At 63.0% G+C, this 18,824-nt stretch carries 14 protein-coding genes; 5 read left to right on the top strand and 9 right to left on the bottom strand.

The window, feature by feature from the left end; genetic code table 11:
* From HRU71_11510 to HRU71_11490, 5 genes are all read right to left on the bottom strand, one after another.
* Nucleotides 1–3,513: a molybdopterin-dependent oxidoreductase gene (locus tag HRU71_11510; protein ID QOJ04069.1), complete on the bottom strand. Its 3,513-nt coding sequence runs from the start codon at nt 3,511–3,513 to the stop codon at nt 1–3.
* Nucleotides 3,514–3,563: 50 nt separating this feature from the next.
* Complete coding sequence (locus HRU71_11505) at nt 3,564–5,336, bottom strand: c-type cytochrome (GenBank protein ID QOJ04068.1); 1,773 nt, start codon at nt 5,334–5,336, stop codon at nt 3,564–3,566.
* Between the two features lie 76 nt (nt 5,337–5,412).
* The gene (locus HRU71_11500) at nt 5,413–5,835 is read right to left on the bottom strand and encodes an Rrf2 family transcriptional regulator (protein ID QOJ04067.1); all 423 of its coding nucleotides are present in this window, start codon (nt 5,833–5,835) and stop codon (nt 5,413–5,415) included.
* A 12-nt stretch (nt 5,836–5,847) separates the two neighbouring features.
* The gene (locus HRU71_11495) at nt 5,848–6,705 is read right to left on the bottom strand and encodes a class I SAM-dependent methyltransferase (protein ID QOJ04066.1); all 858 of its coding nucleotides are present in this window, start codon (nt 6,703–6,705) and stop codon (nt 5,848–5,850) included.
* On the bottom strand, nt 6,698–8,581 hold the full coding sequence (locus HRU71_11490) for a DUF1858 domain-containing protein (protein QOJ04065.1): 1,884 nt from the start codon (nt 8,579–8,581) through the stop codon (nt 6,698–6,700). The genes HRU71_11495 and HRU71_11490 overlap by 8 nt, the downstream gene beginning before the upstream one ends.
* A 328-nt stretch (nt 8,582–8,909) precedes the next feature.
* On the opposite strand from HRU71_11490, the gene HRU71_11485 reads away from it, so the two are divergent.
* From HRU71_11485 to HRU71_11470, 4 genes are all read left to right on the top strand, one after another.
* Complete coding sequence (locus HRU71_11485; protein QOJ04064.1) at nt 8,910–10,688, top strand: tetratricopeptide repeat protein; 1,779 nt, start codon at nt 8,910–8,912, stop codon at nt 10,686–10,688.
* A 177-nt stretch (nt 10,689–10,865) separates the two neighbouring features.
* Nucleotides 10,866–11,375: a Rieske 2Fe-2S domain-containing protein gene (locus tag HRU71_11480; protein ID QOJ04063.1), complete on the top strand. Its 510-nt coding sequence runs from the start codon at nt 10,866–10,868 to the stop codon at nt 11,373–11,375.
* Entirely contained in the window at nt 11,365–12,837 is a 1,473-nt protein-coding gene (locus HRU71_11475) for a cytochrome b N-terminal domain-containing protein (GenBank protein ID QOJ04062.1), read from the top strand. Before HRU71_11480 ends, HRU71_11475 begins: the two co-directional genes overlap by 11 nt.
* Nucleotides 12,838–12,926: 89 nt before the next feature.
* Complete coding sequence (locus tag HRU71_11470) at nt 12,927–14,525, top strand: hydroxylamine oxidoreductase (protein QOJ05001.1); 1,599 nt, start codon at nt 12,927–12,929, stop codon at nt 14,523–14,525.
* Between the two features lie 10 nt (nt 14,526–14,535).
* Here the strand turns inward: HRU71_11470 and HRU71_11465 are convergent, their stop codons facing one another.
* The 4 genes from HRU71_11465 to HRU71_11450 all read right to left on the bottom strand — a co-directional run bounded on the left by HRU71_11465 (nt 14,536) and on the right by HRU71_11450 (nt 17,878).
* Nucleotides 14,536–15,351: an SDR family oxidoreductase gene (locus HRU71_11465; protein ID QOJ04061.1), complete on the bottom strand. Its 816-nt coding sequence runs from the start codon at nt 15,349–15,351 to the stop codon at nt 14,536–14,538.
* Between the two features lie 88 nt (nt 15,352–15,439).
* Nucleotides 15,440–16,543, bottom strand: a complete 1,104-nt coding sequence (phaC, locus tag HRU71_11460) for a class III poly(R)-hydroxyalkanoic acid synthase subunit PhaC (protein ID QOJ04060.1) — start codon at nt 16,541–16,543, stop codon at nt 15,440–15,442.
* Nucleotides 16,544–16,634: 91 nt separating this feature from the next.
* Nucleotides 16,635–17,129: a hypothetical protein gene (locus tag HRU71_11455; protein ID QOJ04059.1), complete on the bottom strand. Its 495-nt coding sequence runs from the start codon at nt 17,127–17,129 to the stop codon at nt 16,635–16,637.
* Nucleotides 17,130–17,389: 260 nt separating this feature from the next.
* Nucleotides 17,390–17,878: a hypothetical protein gene (locus tag HRU71_11450; GenBank protein ID QOJ04058.1), complete on the bottom strand. Its 489-nt coding sequence runs from the start codon at nt 17,876–17,878 to the stop codon at nt 17,390–17,392.
* A 273-nt stretch (nt 17,879–18,151) separates the two neighbouring features.
* On the opposite strand from HRU71_11450, the gene HRU71_11445 reads away from it, so the two are divergent.
* Nucleotides 18,152–18,784, top strand: a complete 633-nt coding sequence (locus tag HRU71_11445; GenBank protein QOJ04057.1) for a hypothetical protein — start codon at nt 18,152–18,154, stop codon at nt 18,782–18,784.
* The last annotated feature ends 40 nt before the right edge of the window (nt 18,785–18,824 follow it).

Raw genomic sequence — 18,824 nt, 5'->3', positions numbered from 1 at the left:
TCAGAACTCCTCGAATTCAACGGCCGGGGTTGCGGAATCGTCTCCGCCGACAAATCCGCCGGCGAGGTAGCGCTTCATCAATTCACTCTCGTCGCCCGGCGACATGCCCGTTGTCGCCGGCAGCCAGATGCCCTTGCCGCCCAGCCCTCCGTCTTCCGCCTTCACCACGCGCACCAGCGTCTCCTTGGGCACGGTGTTGACGGCGTGGTTGTCGGCCTCGCCGCCGAAGATGAACCCCATGAACGCCTTGGCCTTGTGAAACAGGTTGTCGGTCTGGTGCATGGGCATGTGCCAGTTTCGTGTCAGGCTCTGCTGCGAGCCATAGCGCAGATTGGCCTGGTAGCCGTCCTCGCACAGCGCTCGCCCGTCGGCTCGCGTCTCATGCGCCTTGACGCTCTTTTCGGTGGCGATGTACGGCGCGTGCTTGATCATGATGCAGCTATACGGATACGCGGGGTTGTAAACGGCCCGCAGCATCAGTCGCGCCACTTTGTAAAACGGATCACCCGGCTTGGCGCCCACGTACGGTCGATCGGCCGGATTCGCGTCGACGTAGACGTAATCGCCGTTGTTGATGCCCAGGTCCCTGGCGGCCTGCGGGTTGATGTGCACCTGATGATCGCCGACGTAGGGCGAACGTTTGTCCATGCGGTGCGGGTCTCCGAAGCTGCTGTCGTAAATGTTGTGCCAGTCGACGTTGCTCCACGACGAGTGCACGCGGTGCCGCGTCTTCGGCGTCAGAGCGTAAAAGCGATAGCCTCGCTCCCACAGGAAGTTCCGCGTCAGCTTAACCTGCTTCCACGGCATCTTGATGTTCCGCACCGTCCGTTCGTCCCAGTGCTCGGCCTCGGGGCCGATGCCGTAGTCATTGGGGCGAATGTACGGATTGCTCGACACGATGACGTTCGGCAGATAGGGCGTGGCCTCGGTCCCCTCGCGGTGGACGATGAAATTCTCACCGTACTCGATCGCCTCGGGGATGTCGGCGTAGGCATGAAGCCGGCCGGTATCGGTATGGAACGGCTCGTCGTGGTGCACCTGTTCGTAGAACGGGACGCGCGGATAGGTGCGGAAGAGCATCAACGCCGCGCCGGGCGGACCGTACTTGCCGGCCAGGATGTCATCGAGTTTGTAGCCGACGGTGGTGGTGCAGGTGTCCAGCAGGCGCTGGAGATAGACCCGGCGTTTCTTTTCATGCTCGAACTTGAAATAGTTGTAGAACTTCTGCTTCCATTCGCCGCCCAGCTCCTCGCCGACGGCCTTGGCGATATTCGCCAGGATCCAGAGATCGTCCCGTGAGTCGAAGACCGGCTTGATGCCGCCCTTCCAGATTTGCAGGAACGGGTTGGAGCACGAGGCCGTCACTTCCAAGTCCTCGAATTCGACCCAGCTGTTGGCCGGCAGCCCGAAATCCGAGTACTGCACCGACGAGGTCATCACGATGTCCTGCGCGATGATCATCTCGATGTTCGGATTCACGTTCTTGAACATGTCGTAGGCGTGCTTGGCATTGTTGAACAGGTTCACGTTGGTGAACTGAAGCGCCTTGGTCGGCGTCGGCATGTGCGTCTTGCCGGTGAAGACCTTGCGGCCTTCCCTGGGCGTTTCAACGATCAGCGGCCGATCACCGTGGTTCCAGTAGGCCGGCTCCTCGTCCTTCGTGTAAGCGTGTGCGTGAACGTTCTTGCCCGGCGCGCTTTCGTCCAGCAGCGGTTCGAACGGGTCTTCAGCCACCCAGCCTTTGAATCCCGGACCGGTGATGGCGCTGCCTTGGAACAGTGCCGCTTTGTAATTGCCGGCCCAGCCGTGGACGCCCGCGCCGGGCTTGCCGATGTTGCCGGTCAGCAGCATCGGCAAGAGCGCCGCACGATTGGCCTCGGTCGCGTGGAACCAGTGGTTGATGCCCTCGCCCTGGTGAATGGCGACCGGCCCGCCGGCTTTGGTCACCGACCAGATATCGCGGGCAAGCTGTTCAATCTGCTCCTTTGGCGAGTGCGTGATTTGCGCGACGGTTTCGAGGTCGTAGTCCTTCAGGTGGATCTGATACATCGACCACAGCGTCATGACCTCGGCTTCGCTGCCGTCGACCAGTTTGACCTTCCAGGTGCCGGTCAGGGCCGGCTCGATGCCGCGCTCGCGCAGTCTCCCCCCGACATCATCGCGCGTCACAGCCGCCGGCTTGTTCGTCTTCGCGTCCCACACGACGCGGTCGCCGAGCTTCTCGTGCTGCTCGGCGGTCAGGCCCTGCACGCGCATGCTCGGGCCATCTTTGGACAGGGCGCTCTGATAGTCGGGAAACACCTCCGCGGCCCGGAGTCGCTTGAGATTGTCCGTCCGCACCAGCAGCGGAAAATCGGTGAACGCCTTGACGAACGTCTCGTCGTACCAGCCGTTGTCGATCATCAGCCGCGTGATGCCCAGCCACAGAGCCGCGTCGGTCGCCGGGCGAATCGGAATCCAGTAATCGGCCTTGGTGCTGGGCGCGCCGTACTCCGGCGCGATGACGACGATCCGCCCGCCGCGCTCCATGCACTCGATGAACCAGTGCGAGTCCGGAAGCTTGTTTTCCACCAGGTTCTTGCCGTCCATGATGATCAGCTTGCTGAACCGCAGATCGTTGAAATCGCAATCGGAGTTCTGCAATCCGTGCACCCACGGCTGGCCCGGCGTCTGGTCGCCGTGCCAGGTGTAGTTGCTCCAGTTTCGTCCGGCCTTGGCCCGGTCCGGTCCAATCTTGCGAATGGCCGCGTCAAGCAGGGCCATGCAGTTGTTCAGGCGATACATGCCGTATTTGCCGAGTACGCCGAGCAGGCCCATTCCGCCGCGCATCTTCAGCGTGCGCGTGCCGGCGCCGTCCATGGCCTCGATCATCTCCTCGGGGTAGCCCTGTTCGCGCAGCAGCTTCGCGCCGGCCTCGCCGCTGTAGCGCCGGGCGATGGCAACGTAGCCTTTGGCGATGTATTTCAGGGCGCTGTCCCAGTCGATCTTGACGTGGACGTCGGTCCCGCGGCTGTCGAATTTGTATTTTGTCTTGTTCTCCGGCGTCAGCTGCGGAAAGCCGTCGTCGGCCCACTGCTTCCAGCCCTGTCGAATGATGGGGTGCTTGAGGCGATACGGCCCGTAAACCAGCCGATGAAACGTGTACCCCTTGGCGCACTGCCGCGGGTTCCAGTTGGCCGTCGCCTTGTTGCCGTACAGGTCGGCGTACTTCTCCGAGTCGTACTGCGAACCCATGCGAATGATGACGCCGTTGCGCGTGTAGGCCATCACGCGGCAGGCATGCGTGTCGTTCGGCGAGCAGACCCAACTGAACGAACCGTCGTAGCGGTACTGGTCCCGGTAGATCTTCTCCCAGTCGCGCGCCGGGTATCCCGCCAGCGGATTGCCCACGTCGGGCCGAGCGGCCAATAGTTGCAGAGGCCAGCCGAGGATGCCGGACGAACCGGCTGCGAGAACCACGCCGCCCTGGATGAACTCACGTCGAGACGGTTTGCTCTTCTTGTCGGAAGCCATGTTGCATACTCCCTCACCGGTCCGTTCGGGGGCGCGCCCCGGGCCTTGCGTCATTCGATGACCAGTCGCTGCCAGATGCTGATGTTCTTCTTGCCGTCGCGGTCGCCGGCGCCGCCGTCCCAGATGGCAAAGGAAACCGGCAGGTAATCGCCGGCACGGAAGACGCGCTCGTCCGTCTGGGCGGGGCTGTCGGGGTCGCAGGAAACTTCGAGCGTGCGCTGCAATTGCACCATCCACACGCCGCGCTCGTACACCGCGCGACCCCGCACCGCCTGCACGTTGGCGGGCTTGCCGGCCAGCGTCCCCGGCCCGCGCGCCACGAGGCACTCGACCGGCGTCTTCAGGGTCGGATCGGCCACCAGGTTGCCCGCGCCCCAGGCGGTGATGTACGTCGGATTGTGTTCGGTGATGGCGCCGTGCGGCCAGTCCGTGAGTGACATATCTTTGGCACGTATGGGGCACTCGTCGTACAGGTCCACGGCGCGCTGCGGGAACGCCGCGTCCACGTCCTGATAGCCCTCGGCGATGTTCCGTTCGCGGTCGGCCTTCCACATCCAGATGTTGACTCCGCCGTGCTGGGTGGCGTCGCCCATGTAGAAGGGCGGATCGCTGGAGAGCGAAAACTGTATCGCGACGGCATCGCGAAACTCCTCGGTCTTGACGGCGCGGGCGTCGACCGTCGGATCCAGCCACGTGAGACGCAGAGCCAGTTCGTCATCGTTGTGCAGCGCCTGGACGACCAGACCCTCGATCCGCTGCTCGGTCCACCACAGCGGCGTCAGACCGACGTAGACCGGGCGGGCCTGGTTCCAGCCGGCATCCTTCGGATCGGCCGGCAAGTCCCCCACCACGCGCGGCGCGGTGATCGTGCTTTGACGAAGCTGGGCACGACCCTGGGAACCTTCGCGAGCGAGCGACTGCACGTAATGAATCAGGTCCCAGATTTCGTCATTCGTAAAATTGCCCTCCGAGGCCGGCATGGGCGTGCCGCGCATCCCTTTGAGGATGCGGCAATACAAATCCGGCCCCTCCATGCTGCCCTTGAAGATGCCGTCGACAAACGACCGGGGCGGCACGGGATACCCCTCGTCGTCGACCTTCACGGCTTCGGGGAGCGGCCGGCCGTCGGCGCCATGGCACGACGCGCAGGCCTCGAGGTAGACGCGGCGACCGTTGAACCATCGCAAATCATCAAAGGCCGGTTCCGGTGGCACGACGATCGGTGGACCCGGTTGCGTCCGCTGGGCCAGCAGGTCGGCAACTTCGTCCGCCGCGACGCTGCCATCCGCGACGCCGGCGGCCAGCTCGGCTTCGACCGCCTGAACATGAATATGACGAACGTAGGCGACCAGCGCGTTCAGATCGGCGCTGGGGAGATGCCCCCAAGGCGGCATGGCGGATCCGGGCATGCCGCGCACGATGGTCCGTAGCAGATCCTGGTCAGACGGGATCAGGTTCTGCGTGGTCGTGAGCTTGAACTTCCCGAGCTTGAAGTTGCGCGGCCGGGGGTTCATGAGATAGGCGAACTTGCCGAGGCCGTCACCCGTTTCACCATGACAAATGACGCAATGCTTGGCGAAGAGCGCCTGCCCGCGCGCGACCAACGGCGGGAGGGTGCCGGTGCCGACGGGTCGCGGCGCGTGCTCGCCCGGTGATGATGGTGATGTTTCCCGTGCGCGGGGCGTCTCGCGCTCGGTCGACGCCAGGATCGCGACAGGCCGGGGCGATCGAACGACCTGCGACGCGCAGTAGGAGAACATGCCGAGGATGGTGAAGGCCCAGATGAGCGGGGCGAACCGTTGTGAGAAGCGGCGAGGCAACATGGTGTCAGGACCTCCAGCGAGCACCAATTTATGATCTAACGATCACCTTGTCAAGAATAGCCGCACAAAAAAAGCATCAAGTCCCGATGCGGCTTTTTCCACTGCTAAGTCCCTTCTCGTCGATCTCGCCCAGCGTGGTCTGCTCCAGCATCCGGCGATAGGCCGTCGATATCGGCTTCCAGAACTCATGAAAGCCGCACGGCTTCTGATCGTTGCACTTGGGCTGACCAAACGGGCACCGCGAGCGATCCAGCACGTCGTCAAACGGGGAGAGGATCTCCACCAGCTTGATCCGATGGGCCGGCCGCGCCAGGCGAAACCCCCCGCCGACGCCGCGTGCCGAATCGAGCAACCCGGCCCGGACCGCATCGCGCAAAATGCGTGAAAGGTAATGCTGCGGGACGCCCGTGCGGGCGGCGATGTCCTTCGCCAGGACCGGGTGTTCCTCGCCGTGCTTCGCGATGAACACGAAGGCGCGAAGGGCATACTGGGCGGTCATCGAAAGCATTCATTACCTCTTGACACTCAAGTCACCTTTTAGTATCGCCGATGGGAGCGTCCTGTCAAGCCGCACCGATCGCGCGTCACACCCCCCGCCCGCAGGCCCCTGCCACACCACCAGCAAATCGGTGCTTTGATGCGCGTCGAACGCGACCTCGTCGTACCCTCCCAGTACCCGGCACACCGTGCCGCCGGACTCGACAATCGCGGATTCCAACGCGGCGCGCGAAACCTCCAGGAAACCCGCCGAATGCGCCCGATGGTCCACGCCGCCGTCCGGGCGCATGGTCAACTCGATGACGCTGACATAACCCCGATCGTTGACGCGGTGGACGCCCTTGAGCAGCACCGCCGACCGGTCATCCTGGTCGATGCGGCGTACCTTCTGCCAGTGAACCGGACCGATGGGCAGCGCTTGCAGGTTCAGAACCTGTACCACGCCGATCCCGCCCGGACGCAGTGCCATCGTCATGACTCGCACCGCGCGCCGCAACGCGGAATCGTCCTCCGCCAGCGCGAGGGAATTGCCGAGGCAAACCACGGCATCGGCCGGATCATTCAGGGCCAGCGGCTGGTCGAACGACGCCTGCACCCAGCGCAGGCGCGGGCCTTCGCCATGCCGTGCGCGGCAGCGCGCCAGCATCCCGGCGCTGACATCCACGCCCGTAACCTCCAGCCCCCATGAATGGAACATGGCTGCGTGATGGCCCGTCCCACAGGCCAGATCCACCACGCGCCGCACCGCGTGCAACTCAAACCATCGACGAAAAAACGGCGCCTCCCGTGACAGGCGGCGCGGCCAGTCCACCAGGCGGTCGTACAACGCCGCCAGATCGTCGAACTGGGCGGTGCGATCTGGTTCAAGCATGTTGCAACACCGGTAGCGAAACGCCGCTGGGCCGGATCGCCGGCGCGTTCTCGCCATTTGCTCGCTGCACCGCGTCATTCAGTTCCGCCAGCAGCGTATCAAGATTCAACTGGTGATGGGCCGCCGCCATTCGCACCGAGACCGCCTGGGCCATCGTTCTGCGCATGACCGGATTGGCAAGAGGGGCGAATCCTTTTTCGATCAGCAGCGGCAGCGTCTGCGGGTACCACTCCACAATCTGCCCGATCTTGTCATCGGCGGTGATTCGCGCCGGCCGTTCGAGCACGCGTTGTTCGGCCGGCTTCCACCCGTTCATGATCCGCCACAGATGCAGCCCCCAGACGGCGATGCCCGAGACTTCCAGCAAACCGCTGATGCCGGCGACGGGAAACGCCCAATCGCCGAAATCCGTGGCAATCTGGAACGCGACCCGCGTGAAGCAACCGACGTTGACGAGGGCGAAGGGAATCCACAATGGCGACAGGAGTCGAATATCCACGCCGTTCAGCGTCGGCACGATCTTGGCCGCCATGCCGAGAATCATCAGGCTGATGAACCCGACGGTGATCGCGTGACGGACGGCGCCGTAATAAGCATGCGAGAAGCCGATCGCGGCGGCGTGCTGCCCGCTGTCCGACAGGTTCTGCGCCGAGGGAAGCGCCCATTGCATATAGAGCGGCGCGAGGGCGAGCAGGATCATGGACGTGTGGAGCCAGGCAACGGCCGCGCGGACGAATTTCGAACTGCGATCGCGCTGGGCCGGATGGGCCAGCCATCTCCAACGAAAAGTCAGCAGGATGCTGGCGCCGGCGAGGGCCAGCATGGCCGCGTACATCGGCATGGCCCAGATGTGGTTCCCGGATCGCCGCATGATCAGGAAGAATCCGGCCTCGCCGAGGACGGCGAAGACGAGGACGACGAGCGCGCTGCGAACGAGCCGTTGACCGGGCGCGGCAAATCCAAAGAGCGCGGGGAACATCCGAATGCCGACGCCGAGGATGATGAGCAGCGCGAATCCGTGGATTTGCAGATCGCGAAGCGGCGCCTGGTAGGTCGCGATGATGCGCAAAAGCTCGGCGTGACTGGGCGCCGTGGTCGTGGCGTATAAGAGGGCGAGATCGTAACCGGCTTGAATCAGGAAAAACGCCAGCGAAGCGAGGATGTACGCGTCGTGCGGCGCATAAGGCTTGCCGCTTCGCTGAAAGGTGCGCAACAGGACGGTGATGAAAAGCGCGATCGCGACGATTTCGGCGAAGCTCGCGGAGATCGCCAGCTCGCGCATCAGGGGCCACTCGTAAAGCGGTTCACCGACGGCGCGGGCCGTTACGCCAAAGACCATGAGATAAAAACTCAAATTAGCAAGGTCCGGCCGCCACAAACTGGTATGCCGCATGCGTGGAAACGCCTGGTAGGCGAATCCCATCACAAACAACCCGACCCAGCCGAAGATCTGCGCGTGCCCGTGCGCGTTGATGTCGTGAATCGAAATCGCGGTGAACGACCGCCCCAGCCCGATGCGCAGCAGCAGGAAGGCGCCCCACGCGGCGCCGGCCGTCAGGATGACCGCGATGCCCGCCTTGAAAAAGCGCCGGTAAATCGTGTCTGCCAATTGGTCGAGGGAGTCGGCTTCGGTTCGTTCGGTGACCGGGATGGATCCCGGATCGCGCAGGCCGCGATTCAGTTCGTGAAGGAACCGTTCAAGGTCCACGCCGTGCGCCTGGGCGAAATACGCGATCGTTTCGGCCGGACCGTGCGGACCGCCGCAGCCGCGCAGGCCGTAGCGATCAAACAGGGGACGAAGCTGCGGATAGGCCCGGAGCACATCGGGCAACATCTGGTCGGGATGGATGACTGGGGATGATGGTAGGGACGTCATGAGCCGACTCCGATTTCGGCCGATCGATGCCGGGACCTGGCCAGGGCGACGCTCGGCGGCCGTTCAATAGATATCTTTACCTCTAAGTCAATAATACTTCCATTTCGCGGGTTTGTCAACCCGCTCTGCGGCCGACCGTCTCCAGCCGTCGAGACGACGCAACTTTTTGCAATCAAGAAGGTTGCGGCAGCATGGCACCTCGCCAGACCGCAAAACACGGTGTTTCGCAGCGGCTATGTTCCGGTCAACGGCCTCGGCGCCGTTCCGCTGAAACGAATTCATCCGATTGAACTGGCGTCGCGACGCCCCCGCGGTTATACTTGATATCATGGTCAAGAAGTCTGTTGAGACCCGTCGCCGCCCCGCACCGCCCCCTCGGCGCGATTACTCTCGCCGCCGTGCGATCTGCCTCGCGACCGTGTACCTTCTTTTCATCGTCCACCTGATTCACTGGAAGCTCGCCGGCCGCACGCTCGCTCCGCTCGAACTCAACGAAGTGATGTATACGCTCGAACTGGGCATCGTGACCGCGGGCTTTGTCTTCATGGCCATTGTCTTGCTCGCCACGGTTTTCTTCGGACGGTTTTTCTGCTCCTGGGGCTGCCACATTCTGGCACTGGAAGATCTCGCCGCCTGGTTGTTGTCGTACATGCGCATTCACCCCAAGCCGATCCGCTCGCGGCTGTTGAAGTGGGTGCCCGTCACAGCCATGTTGTATATGTTCGTCTGGCCCCAGCTCCGGCGCTGGCTCGAACGGCGACCGATGCCGGCCCTGCACCTCCGCACCGACGAGCAGGGATGGGCCTCGTTCCTGACCGCCGACTTCTGGCGAAACCTGCCCGGCCTCGGCGTCACCCTGCTCACGTTCTTTGTGTGCGGATTCGTAATCGTCTACATGCTCGGTTCGCGCGGCTTCTGCACCTATGCCTGTCCCTACGGCGCGATCTTTCGCATCGCCGACCGCTTCGCCCCGGGCCGCATCGTCGCTCGCGGCGACTGCTCCCAGTGCGGCAAGTGCACCGCGGTCTGCCAATCGCATGTGCTGGTTCACCGCGAATTGGCCGCGTTCGGCCGCGTCACCGATCCTGCCTGCCTCAAGGACCTCGACTGCGTCGCCGCCTGCCCCGAGGGCCGCATTGCGTACGGACTCGCCCAGCCTGCCATCCTGACCATCGGCAGCACGGCGCGCGTCGCGCGTCCACCGTACGACTTCACATGGGCCGAGGAACTCGTGATGGCGTGCGTCCTAATAGCGTCACTCCTCATCTTTCGCGGGCTGTATGACCTCGTGCCGTTCCTCCTCACGCTGGCGATCGGCTGCATCCTTGCATATTGGACCGTTCTCGTCGGACGGAGCTTCCGCCGGCGCGATCTGCGATTCAACCGCTGGCAAATCAAGGCCCACGGCAGCCTCACGCGCGGCGGCCGGGTGTTTGCGACCGCTACCATCGGTCTCCTGGCGCTGACGGTGCACAGCGGGTTCATTCGTTACCACGCCTTTCGGGGCAATCGCCTGTTCGACTCGGTTGTTCCGACGCTGCCTGATCGATCCATCGCGGCCGGCGCGGAGCCATCCACGTCGCTCCTGGCCGCCATCGATCACTTCGAGGCTTGCGAGCGGTGGGGGCTGTTTCATCCGGTCGACCAGCGGCGTCGCCTCGCGGATCTGCACGGCGCGTCAGGTCGGACGCTGGCCGAACAGGGACGGCTGAACGAAGCGGCGGTGCATCTCGCGCGGGCGGTTCAAGTCTACCCGTGGAACGCGCAAGGCCAGTACAACCACGGCGTGATCCTCGCGACGCTCGGCCGAACGCGCGAGGCAATCGGCGCCTATCGTCGGGCGATCGAGCTGGCGCCGCACGACGCGGACGCACACAACAATTTGGGACTGCTGCTCGCGGAAACCGGCGACTGGGTCGCAGCGGAGCACCATCTCACACGGGCGATCCAATTGCGACCTGCGTTCGCCGCGGCGCGATTCAATCTGGGGCGGCTGAATTGGGCACTCGGGCGGTTCGACGCAGCACGCCGGTTGCTGGAAGAAGCTGCCAATCTGGATGCGACCTATGCGCCGCCCGTGCGCGAGATGCTGAAAGCCACAGAATGAGCCGGAATGAGGAAACTCGCACCATGGCAGCGCGAAAAGCACGGCCGTCATCGTCACGGCTGCGGATTCCTGGTGGACAATCGGCATGGCGATGACTTAGGCTCGCCGCCGCCGTAGTCATGCTGGGCTGACAAAGGATGCTTGTCATGGCCATACTGCATGTCTGGGAGAATCGGCATGGCATATGAAACCGAAATCGGTGAAGGGACGACGCGGCGTGGATTGCTCTCGTGGTTCCTGATGGGGGTCGGCCTGGTCGCCGGCTACGGCGCCGGAGCGCTGCATTTCTTTCAATACCTCGTGCCGCTTCGCCGGAAAGGCCGCCGCCGCGAGATGTTTATCGGCACGATGGAGGATCTCCCTCTCGGCACGACGCGGACCGTGCGCGATCCGCGCGGGCAGGAGATCATCGTTGCGCGGATTGCCGAGAATCCGAACGAACCGGGGAAGGATTTTCGCGCGTTGTCGACCAAGTGCCCTCACCTGGGTTGCAAGGTTCATTGGGAGGCCGGCGCCGAGCGCTTCCGCTGCCCCTGCCACGAAGGAATCTTCGACCGGAACGGCGTGGCGGTCTCCGGTCCGCCGGCGCAGGAGAAGAAAAACCTCATCGAGTACGACGTGCGCGTCGACGCGCGGACGCGATGGGTCTATGTGATGGTCTCGGAGGATTCGCCCTATGGCGCATGATCCCGTTGCAGGAGAGCGGCATGTTCGTGCGGCTGGCGGCCGGCTCTGGCAACTGCTGCCGGTCGATTGGGGCAAGGTTCAGGAAGTCACCAACGAGCCGGTGCCAGGACACATCAAGCGCTGGTGGTTCGCGCTGGGCGGCACGCCGGCGTACCTGTTTCTCATCCAGATCACGACCGGAATTCTTCTGTCATTTTATTACGTCCCGTCGCCCGATCACGCCTACGACAGCGTCAACGCCATCACGCACGCCGTGCCCTACGGCTGGTTCATCCGCAGCATTCACAAGTGGGCCGCGAACCTGATGATCATCACGGTCCTGCTGCACATGTGCCGGGTCTTTTTCTCCTGCGCGTTCCGTCATCCGCGGCAGGTCAACTGGGTGATCGGCTGCGGCCTGCTGCTCTGCACGCTTTCGCTCGGATTCACAGGCTATTCGCTCATTCAGGAGCAACTTAGCTACTGGGGCATCACCGTCGCGTCCGAACTGGTCGCCCACGTCCCGTTGATCGGCCCGGCCCTCGCGACGTTCATGCGCGGCGGCGAGGACATCGGCCCGAACACGCTCACGCGCATGTACAACCTGCACGTGGGCATCCTGCCGGTCGTCACGATCATTCTCATCGGGCTGCACATTGCCGTCCTGCGATTGCACGGTGTGTCCGACTTGTCTTTCAGCGACCCGCGCTTGCGCTCGACCGAGCAGCTCACGCTCGCACGGAACCTGCTCGGCGTGAGACTCATGGCCCTGCTGGCCGCCGTCGGCGCGCTGGCCTGCCTGTACATGGCCGCGTTTCGCGCCGCGCCCCTGACAATCATCGCGTACGAGTTGAGTGCTCAAAGCGCGAGGCTGCTGTGGCTCGTCAGCGGTGTGATGGTCGCGACCGCGTCGGTCCTGCTCTTCCGGGGGCACACCTACGGACTGCTGCTCTGGCTGGCGATGAGCATTCTCGCCCTTGGCAAGCTGGTCTTCGATCTGACACATCGCGAGGCGCTGTTTCCGGCAGGCTGGATCGCAATGACCGTGTTGCTCGCGATCACGACGGTCTACGGCATCAGCCGACAGGACCGCTTCATCGAGGGCAAGGGCGAGGACAAACCCTTTAATTTCTTCCCCGATCACATCATCACGGAGCTGCTCATCGGCACGCTGCTGTTGTTCCTGCTCACGCTGATGACCCTGGTCTTTCCGGCGGGCCTGGGCGAAAAAGCCAATCCGCTCGTCACGCCGGATCACATCAAGCCCGAGTGGTATTTCTTCTTCCAGTTCCGCATGCTCAAGCTGACCGGCCTGAATACAGCCGTCATCCTTTCGGGCCTGCTCGTCGGCATGATCGTGTTGTGGCCCTGGATCGACGCGCTGCTGGAGCGCCTCGCGCCGAAGAAAGACGTCGGCATTTACGTCGGCATCATCGCCTTTGTGACCTTTCTGGCTTTCACGGTCTGGGAATCGCTGGTGTGAACGCAAGTGAATGAGGAACCCCCATGTCCCTGAATATGAAACGCATCATCGTATTTGTCCTCGGCGTCGCGCTGTGCGCCGCCCTCATCATGGTGGCAGAGACCGAGTCTCGACGGCATCTCCCTCCGCACAAAATGCCGATGTCAACCGTGCTCGCGCTCACGCCCGAGTCCAGCCGCAACTGCGTCGACTGCCACGCGCAATCGTCTCCGGCCATTGTTGAACACTGGAAAGGCAGCACCCACGCGCACAAAGGCGTCGGCTGCGTCGAGTGTCATCAGGCGGAGAAGGGCGACGCCGACGGCTTCGACCATTACGGCGTCCACGTTGCGACGGTTGTCTCACCACGCGACTGTGCCCGCTGCCATGTGAAGGAGTCCGAGGAATTCGCCGTCAGCCACCACTCCAAGGGCGGAAACATCCTCGCCTCGCTCGACAACATCCTCGCCGAGACGGCCGAAGGCATGCGCGGCTTCTTCAATCCGCACTCACCGACCCCCGGCATGGAGATCACCCAGGTCAACGGCATGGCCAGTGCCACGCTCGGCTGCCGGCAATGCCACGGCGGCAAGGTCGGACTGATGACCAAGGACGGCGGCATGGTCACGGTGGACGATCTCAAACCGGGACCCGATGGCAAGCCGACCAACACGATCGTGCTGGCGAACCTCCTGCGAAACGAAGAGGGTAAACCGCGCTACCACCCCGACACCTGGCCGAACACGGGCATTGGACGCATCAATCTCGATGGCTCGCTGGGATCCTGCTCGGCCTGTCATAGCCGGCATGACTTTTCTCCGCGGCGAGCGCGCCAGCCGGAAAGCTGCGGCAAGTGCCACATGGGGCCGGACCACCCGCAAAAGGAAATCTACGAGGAATCCAAGCACGGCATCGCCTTCCGCGATCTCAAAGATCAGATGAATCTGGATTCCGAATCGTGGATTCTCGGCAAGGATTACTCGGCCGCTCCGACCTGCGCGACGTGCCACATGTCGGGCAACACCAAGAACGGCGGCCGCATCACGCACGACCCGGGCGAGCGCATCAGTTGGACCAATCGCCCGCCGATCAGCCTGGTCATGGACGTGGACAAGGATCACAAGATCGTGACCGAGACGGACCCGGCGAAGCGCGCGGCGCTGATCGTCGATACGGCCGAGCAGAAGCGCAACCGCATGAAGGACGTTTGTCTGCATTGCCACACCCCCGACTACGTGAACGGGTTCTACACGCAGTACGACAATCTCGTCGTGCTGTTCAACGAAAAATTCGCCAAGGCGGGCAAGCGGGTCATCACCGCCTTCCATGACCAGGGATTACTCACCAAGCAGGACTTCGACGAGGAAATCGAGTGGACCTGGTACCTGCTCTGGCACCACGAGGGCCGACGGGCCCGCATGGGTGCGTCCATGATGGGGCCGGATTACACGCACTGGCACGGCATGTTCGAGGTGGCCGAACGGTTCTATCAGGAATTCGTGCCGCAAGCCGAGCACCTGATCGCGCAGGCGGCGGCCGATGGCAAAGTCAAGGAGGCGGAGGCGGTGAACGCGGTGCTTCAGGAAATCTTGAGCCGCCCGGAGCATTCCTGGAAGACGTATAAGAATCCGCTGGCCACGCGCGCCGGCGGCGAAACGGCCCGCGCAGGACGCGCCGAAGGCGGCACCGGAAACGGCGGTTCCCCGTGACGAAAACGCCTCACGCCGCCGGGTGCCAGCCCGCGTCGACCCACAGCGACCCGCTCACCGCGCTGTTGCGAAGCATGAACACGATCGCATCGGCCACTTCATCCGGACGCAGCAGTCGCCGCAACTGCGTCTGCGGGAGAATCGCCTGCTCGATCAGGTCCTCGCCCAGCGCCCGGACCATCGGCGTGTCGGTGTACCCGGGGTGGATGATGCTGCACCGCACACCGTAGAAGATTGTCTCTTTCGCCAGCGTCGCCTGCGCGCCCTCCAGCCCCGCCTTGGCCGTTGCGTATGAAATCTGCCCGCGGTTCCCAGCCGACGACACCGAGCCGATCAGCACGATCGCGCCCTGCGTCCGCTCGGCCGGCTCCCACCGGCCCAGCCCGCGCTTGACGCGATCCTCGGCCACGCTCGCGACCGCCTCCAGCGCCCAGTAAATCGGCGCGATCAGGTTCACCGCGAACACTTCTTCGATGTCCTTGCGCGGATAGATATCCGCCCGGCCCGTCTCTTTGTTCACCTTCACCGCCAGCCGATCGCGCGTGATTCCCGCCGCCGGCACGCACACGTGCACCGGCCCGAACCGACGCTTCAGGTCCCCGTACACACTCTGGCGAAACTCGTCGCTCGTCACGTCGCCCACGAACGGCACCATCACCTCGCGACCGAATTCAACGTTGATCGCCTGCGCCGTATCGTGCATCGCCGGACTGCGATCCACCGCACCGATCGTCGCGATCCCATGCTTGATCATCGCCTCGCACGTCGCTCGGCCGATCCCGCTCGCCGCGCCGGTCACCACCGCCGTCTTGCCGGTCAGTTCCATACGTCACCCCATTTTCTCGTGAAAGCCCCCTGGGAGCTTTCGACCTCCCCGACTCCACAAACTTCTCCACGCGACTCCGCGCGCAAGATTAAAGCTGCTCACTCCGCTGCGCCAGCCATTCCACCGCCTGCGGCCACAACTCCTTCTGCGCCTTGGATCCCACCGACAGGCCGATATGCCCCGCGGGAAAGGTGATCGCCTTCCGATCGCGTGAGCCGACCAGATCGTTGAACGGCGCGCTCTGGCCGCACGGCACCAGGTGATCGCCCGATGCCATCAGGTTCAGCACCGGGCAGGTGATGTTCTCCAGCTTCACCGGCTTGTTGCCGAGGCGGAACTGGCCCTGCACCAGCATGTTATTTTGGAAAAAGTCCTTCACAAACTGGCGGAACGTCTCGCCGGCGACGGGGATGTTGTCGTTCACCCACGTCTCCATCGCGAAAAACTCCTCCAGGAACTTCTCGTCCGTCATCTTCTCGTAAAAGCCGAGGTACTTCTCGATGTAATTCGACACCGGCTTGAGCATCCCGAACGAGCCTTGCAGCCAGTCGGGCACCGCGTTGCCGAACGTATCAATCACTTTGTCAACGTCAAACCACTTCGGATCGGTCCACACGGCCAGCAGGCTCTCGCGATTGGACCAGTCCACCGGAGCCGCCATGAGGATGAAGTTCTTCACCAGCTCCTGATGAAGCGACGTATAAATGGCACTCATCGTGCCGCCCATGCAGTAACCCAGCAGCGAGGTCTGATCCTGACCCGTCTCCTCGCACACATGCTGCACGACGTTGTGCATGTACCGCTCGATGTAATGCTCGAGCGTCAGATGGCGATCGGCAATCGTCGGCACCCCCCAATCGATGAGGAACACATCAAACCCGCCCCGGAGGAACTGCTGCACCACGCTCTTGTGCGGCAGCAGGTCGAGAATGTACGGGCGGTTCACCAGCGCGAAGACCAGCAGCAGCGGCGTCGCGTGCTTCTGCTCGACCTCCGAGCGATAGCGCCGCACCGTCAGCTTGTCCTCGCGGTACGTCACGTCGTACGGCGTCGCTCCGACCTTCACCTTGCGAGCGATCTCCATCACGCGCGGCATCGCCGCCAGACGCTGAAAGAAACCGTCAAAGTCCGGCTGAAACGATGACGCCTGCGGAAACATATTCAAAAACGGATTGCTCGGTATCGTGCTCATCGTGGCTTTCTTATCGCGCGGCCTCGCGCGTCACTCTCCGGTTCGTGAAACAGCGAAGGCCGCCAGGCGGGAGTCGCCGGCGGCCGTTCGCTTACTTGCGTCGTCGGGTCGGAGCTTTGTGAGGCCGGGACTTGCCGGCGTCTCGGTTCGATCGGTCAGCCGCGGGTTTGACCCCGCGACCGTCTTCCACCGCTGCGACACGATGCTCCAGGTCCGACAGACGATTCAGAATACGTGATTCGATATTTCGCAGCGTGCCGGCCAGATCGGTGATGTCCGACAGACTCGGCGACTGGCTGCCCTGATGAAGCCGCGTCAGGAACTGGTCCAGTTGCTGCTTGAACGCCAGCGACTGATCCATCGACTGCTTCATCATCGCGAGGAACTGCTCGGAGCGCATGAAATCGTCGCAATACTTCGCGAGCGAGTCGAGGAACATGCGCTGCATCTGCTTCACCGCGTCAGCCGAGGCCGTTCCGGGCGAGGGCGGGGCCTGCGGCGCGCCGATCCCCACGCGAGCGAAATAATCGCTCCAGAACTGCGTGAACGGGTCGGCGTTGGCCCCTTGATCGGTTGTGCTTGCCATGTCTTGTTTCCTTCCATCGCGCGGCGGCAATCTCCTATCTTACCGCGCGGGAGCATGAAAAAGGCCACGGGGCGAGGATTCGCGCCCGTGGCCTTCTCGATTAACACCGGCATGGGTGGAGTGGGGTCGTGTGCGCCGCGACAGTCATCAAGGTGTGCGTCAACGTTTCGCGGCGGTGGTGCAAATCATGCCGGTGGTTCATCACGCTTGTGCTTCGCGAACGGCCAGGGGCCTGCGTTCATCCGGGGATCAGCCCGAATTCAGCGGCCGGCCTTGGGCGCCGCGAAAGCGTTATTCACAAAACCCGTCAGGTTCTCGATCATCTTCGTGTTGAACGCGGCGGCCGAATCAACGCTCGATTTCATCGCGCTGAACGTCGCGTTCCACATCTCGCGCGTCTGGGCGAAGGCGTCCTTGTTCTTCGCGTTCGGGTCGAACGTGTTGAAGGTCTTCTTCAGCATCTCGATGCCGGCCTTGCAGTTCGCCTCGAACATCTCCGTCGCCTGCTCCGCGTTCTTGCGGATCAGGTTGATCGACTCGATCGCCGTCTCCTGAACCCGCGTCCGCGTCTCGTCCAGATTGACGGTCTCGTTCTTGCCGAAGCAGTCGCTGACCGACTTCATGGCGTCCTGGCCGAACCGCAGTCCTGTCTCCATCGCGTTGCGGAACGAGTCCGTCGCTGCCTTGAAGTTCGCCGTAAAAGCATCCGTCTTCGCGCCGTTGCTCTCTACTGTTGCCGTCTGGGTCATGGTATCCTCGCAATCGTTAATACCGGGTCCGTTGGGGTCGTTTGACCTGTTAATACCAAGAGTATATCGGCCGAATAACGCCGTGGCAAGATTTTTTTGTGCGTTTGCACAAGATTATTTTACTGACTTTAACTATATTAATTACAGCTATTTATAGTCGTCATACCATTCTAAAATGAGCGTTTGCAGCCTGAAATTTTGCGATCGCGTTATTTGATCCGCCGCACCGGCCCGATCAAACTGCCACGGCGATCCTTGATTCCGGAGGTCCCCATGAACGCCCCGCCCGACGTCCAGCGATACGAAATCCGAAAATACCCCAATCGCAGGTTCTACGACGTGACACGAAGCCGGCACGTCACGCTCGATGACTTGTACGAACTGGTCAAGCTCGGCCACGAGATCGTCGTCACGGATTCCAAGACGGGGACGGACATTACCAACGTCGTCCTGACGCAGATCATCCTCGAACACGATCCGCCCAAGCTCGACCTCTTCCCGGCGAGCCTGCTTCACCAGGCGATTCAGGCTAATCAGCAAATGGTGCGCCGATTCGTCGACGAGTACTTCGCCCAGGCCGTCAACGCCTTCGCGGAATCGCGCAATCGCTTTGACGAGTTCCTGCGGCGATCGGGTTTCTCGGCGCTCCAGCCCATGGCGCCGTTCGATTGGGTCCGAATGCTCTTTCCCGGCATGACCGGCGGCGCCCCCTCTCCCACGCCGACTGCCCCGACGCCTTCGCCCCAACCCGCTCAACCGCCGATGCCGGCCCCGACGCCGTCCAGCACTGCGGAACGCGCCGACACCCAGTCGCTTCGCGATGAAGTCGAGGCCCTGCGCGCAGAACTCGCATCGATGCGAAAATCCGCCAAACGCCGTAAATCCACCGGAAAGCCTGGAAAGTAATCGGCGAACTCGATTCGCCCGCCACGGCGGCTGTTCGACC

The organism is Planctomycetia bacterium (genome assembly GCA_015200345.1).
In the GTDB taxonomy this organism is placed as follows: Bacteria; Planctomycetota; Phycisphaerae; order UBA1845; family UTPLA1; genus PLA3.
Note: the sequence above shows the minus strand (reverse complement) of the source record. Positions and strands in the feature narration are given on the sequence as shown.

Coding starts and splice junctions, on each gene's coding strand:
- HRU71_11490 (QOJ04065.1), bottom strand. CDS start 8,581: ATGACGTCCCTACCATCATCCCCAGTCATCCATCCCGACCAGATGTTG.
- HRU71_11465 (QOJ04061.1), bottom strand. CDS start 15,351: ATGGAACTGACCGGCAAGACGGCGGTGGTGACCGGCGCGGCGAGCGGG.
- HRU71_11480 (QOJ04063.1), top strand. CDS start 10,866: ATGGCATATGAAACCGAAATCGGTGAAGGGACGACGCGGCGTGGATTG.
- HRU71_11505 (QOJ04068.1), bottom strand. CDS start 5,336: ATGTTGCCTCGCCGCTTCTCACAACGGTTCGCCCCGCTCATCTGGGCC.
- HRU71_11510 (QOJ04069.1), bottom strand. CDS start 3,513: ATGGCTTCCGACAAGAAGAGCAAACCGTCTCGACGTGAGTTCATCCAG.
- HRU71_11450 (QOJ04058.1), bottom strand. CDS start 17,878: ATGACCCAGACGGCAACAGTAGAGAGCAACGGCGCGAAGACGGATGCT.
- HRU71_11455 (QOJ04059.1), bottom strand. CDS start 17,129: ATGGCAAGCACAACCGATCAAGGGGCCAACGCCGACCCGTTCACGCAG.
- phaC (QOJ04060.1), bottom strand. CDS start 16,543: ATGAGCACGATACCGAGCAATCCGTTTTTGAATATGTTTCCGCAGGCG.
- HRU71_11485 (QOJ04064.1), top strand. CDS start 8,910: ATGGTCAAGAAGTCTGTTGAGACCCGTCGCCGCCCCGCACCGCCCCCT.
- HRU71_11470 (QOJ05001.1), top strand. CDS start 12,927: ATGGTGGCAGAGACCGAGTCTCGACGGCATCTCCCTCCGCACAAAATG.
- HRU71_11500 (QOJ04067.1), bottom strand. CDS start 5,835: ATGACCGCCCAGTATGCCCTTCGCGCCTTCGTGTTCATCGCGAAGCAC.
- HRU71_11445 (QOJ04057.1), top strand. CDS start 18,152: ATGAACGCCCCGCCCGACGTCCAGCGATACGAAATCCGAAAATACCCC.
- HRU71_11495 (QOJ04066.1), bottom strand. CDS start 6,705: ATGCTTGAACCAGATCGCACCGCCCAGTTCGACGATCTGGCGGCGTTG.
- HRU71_11475 (QOJ04062.1), top strand. CDS start 11,365: ATGGCGCATGATCCCGTTGCAGGAGAGCGGCATGTTCGTGCGGCTGGC.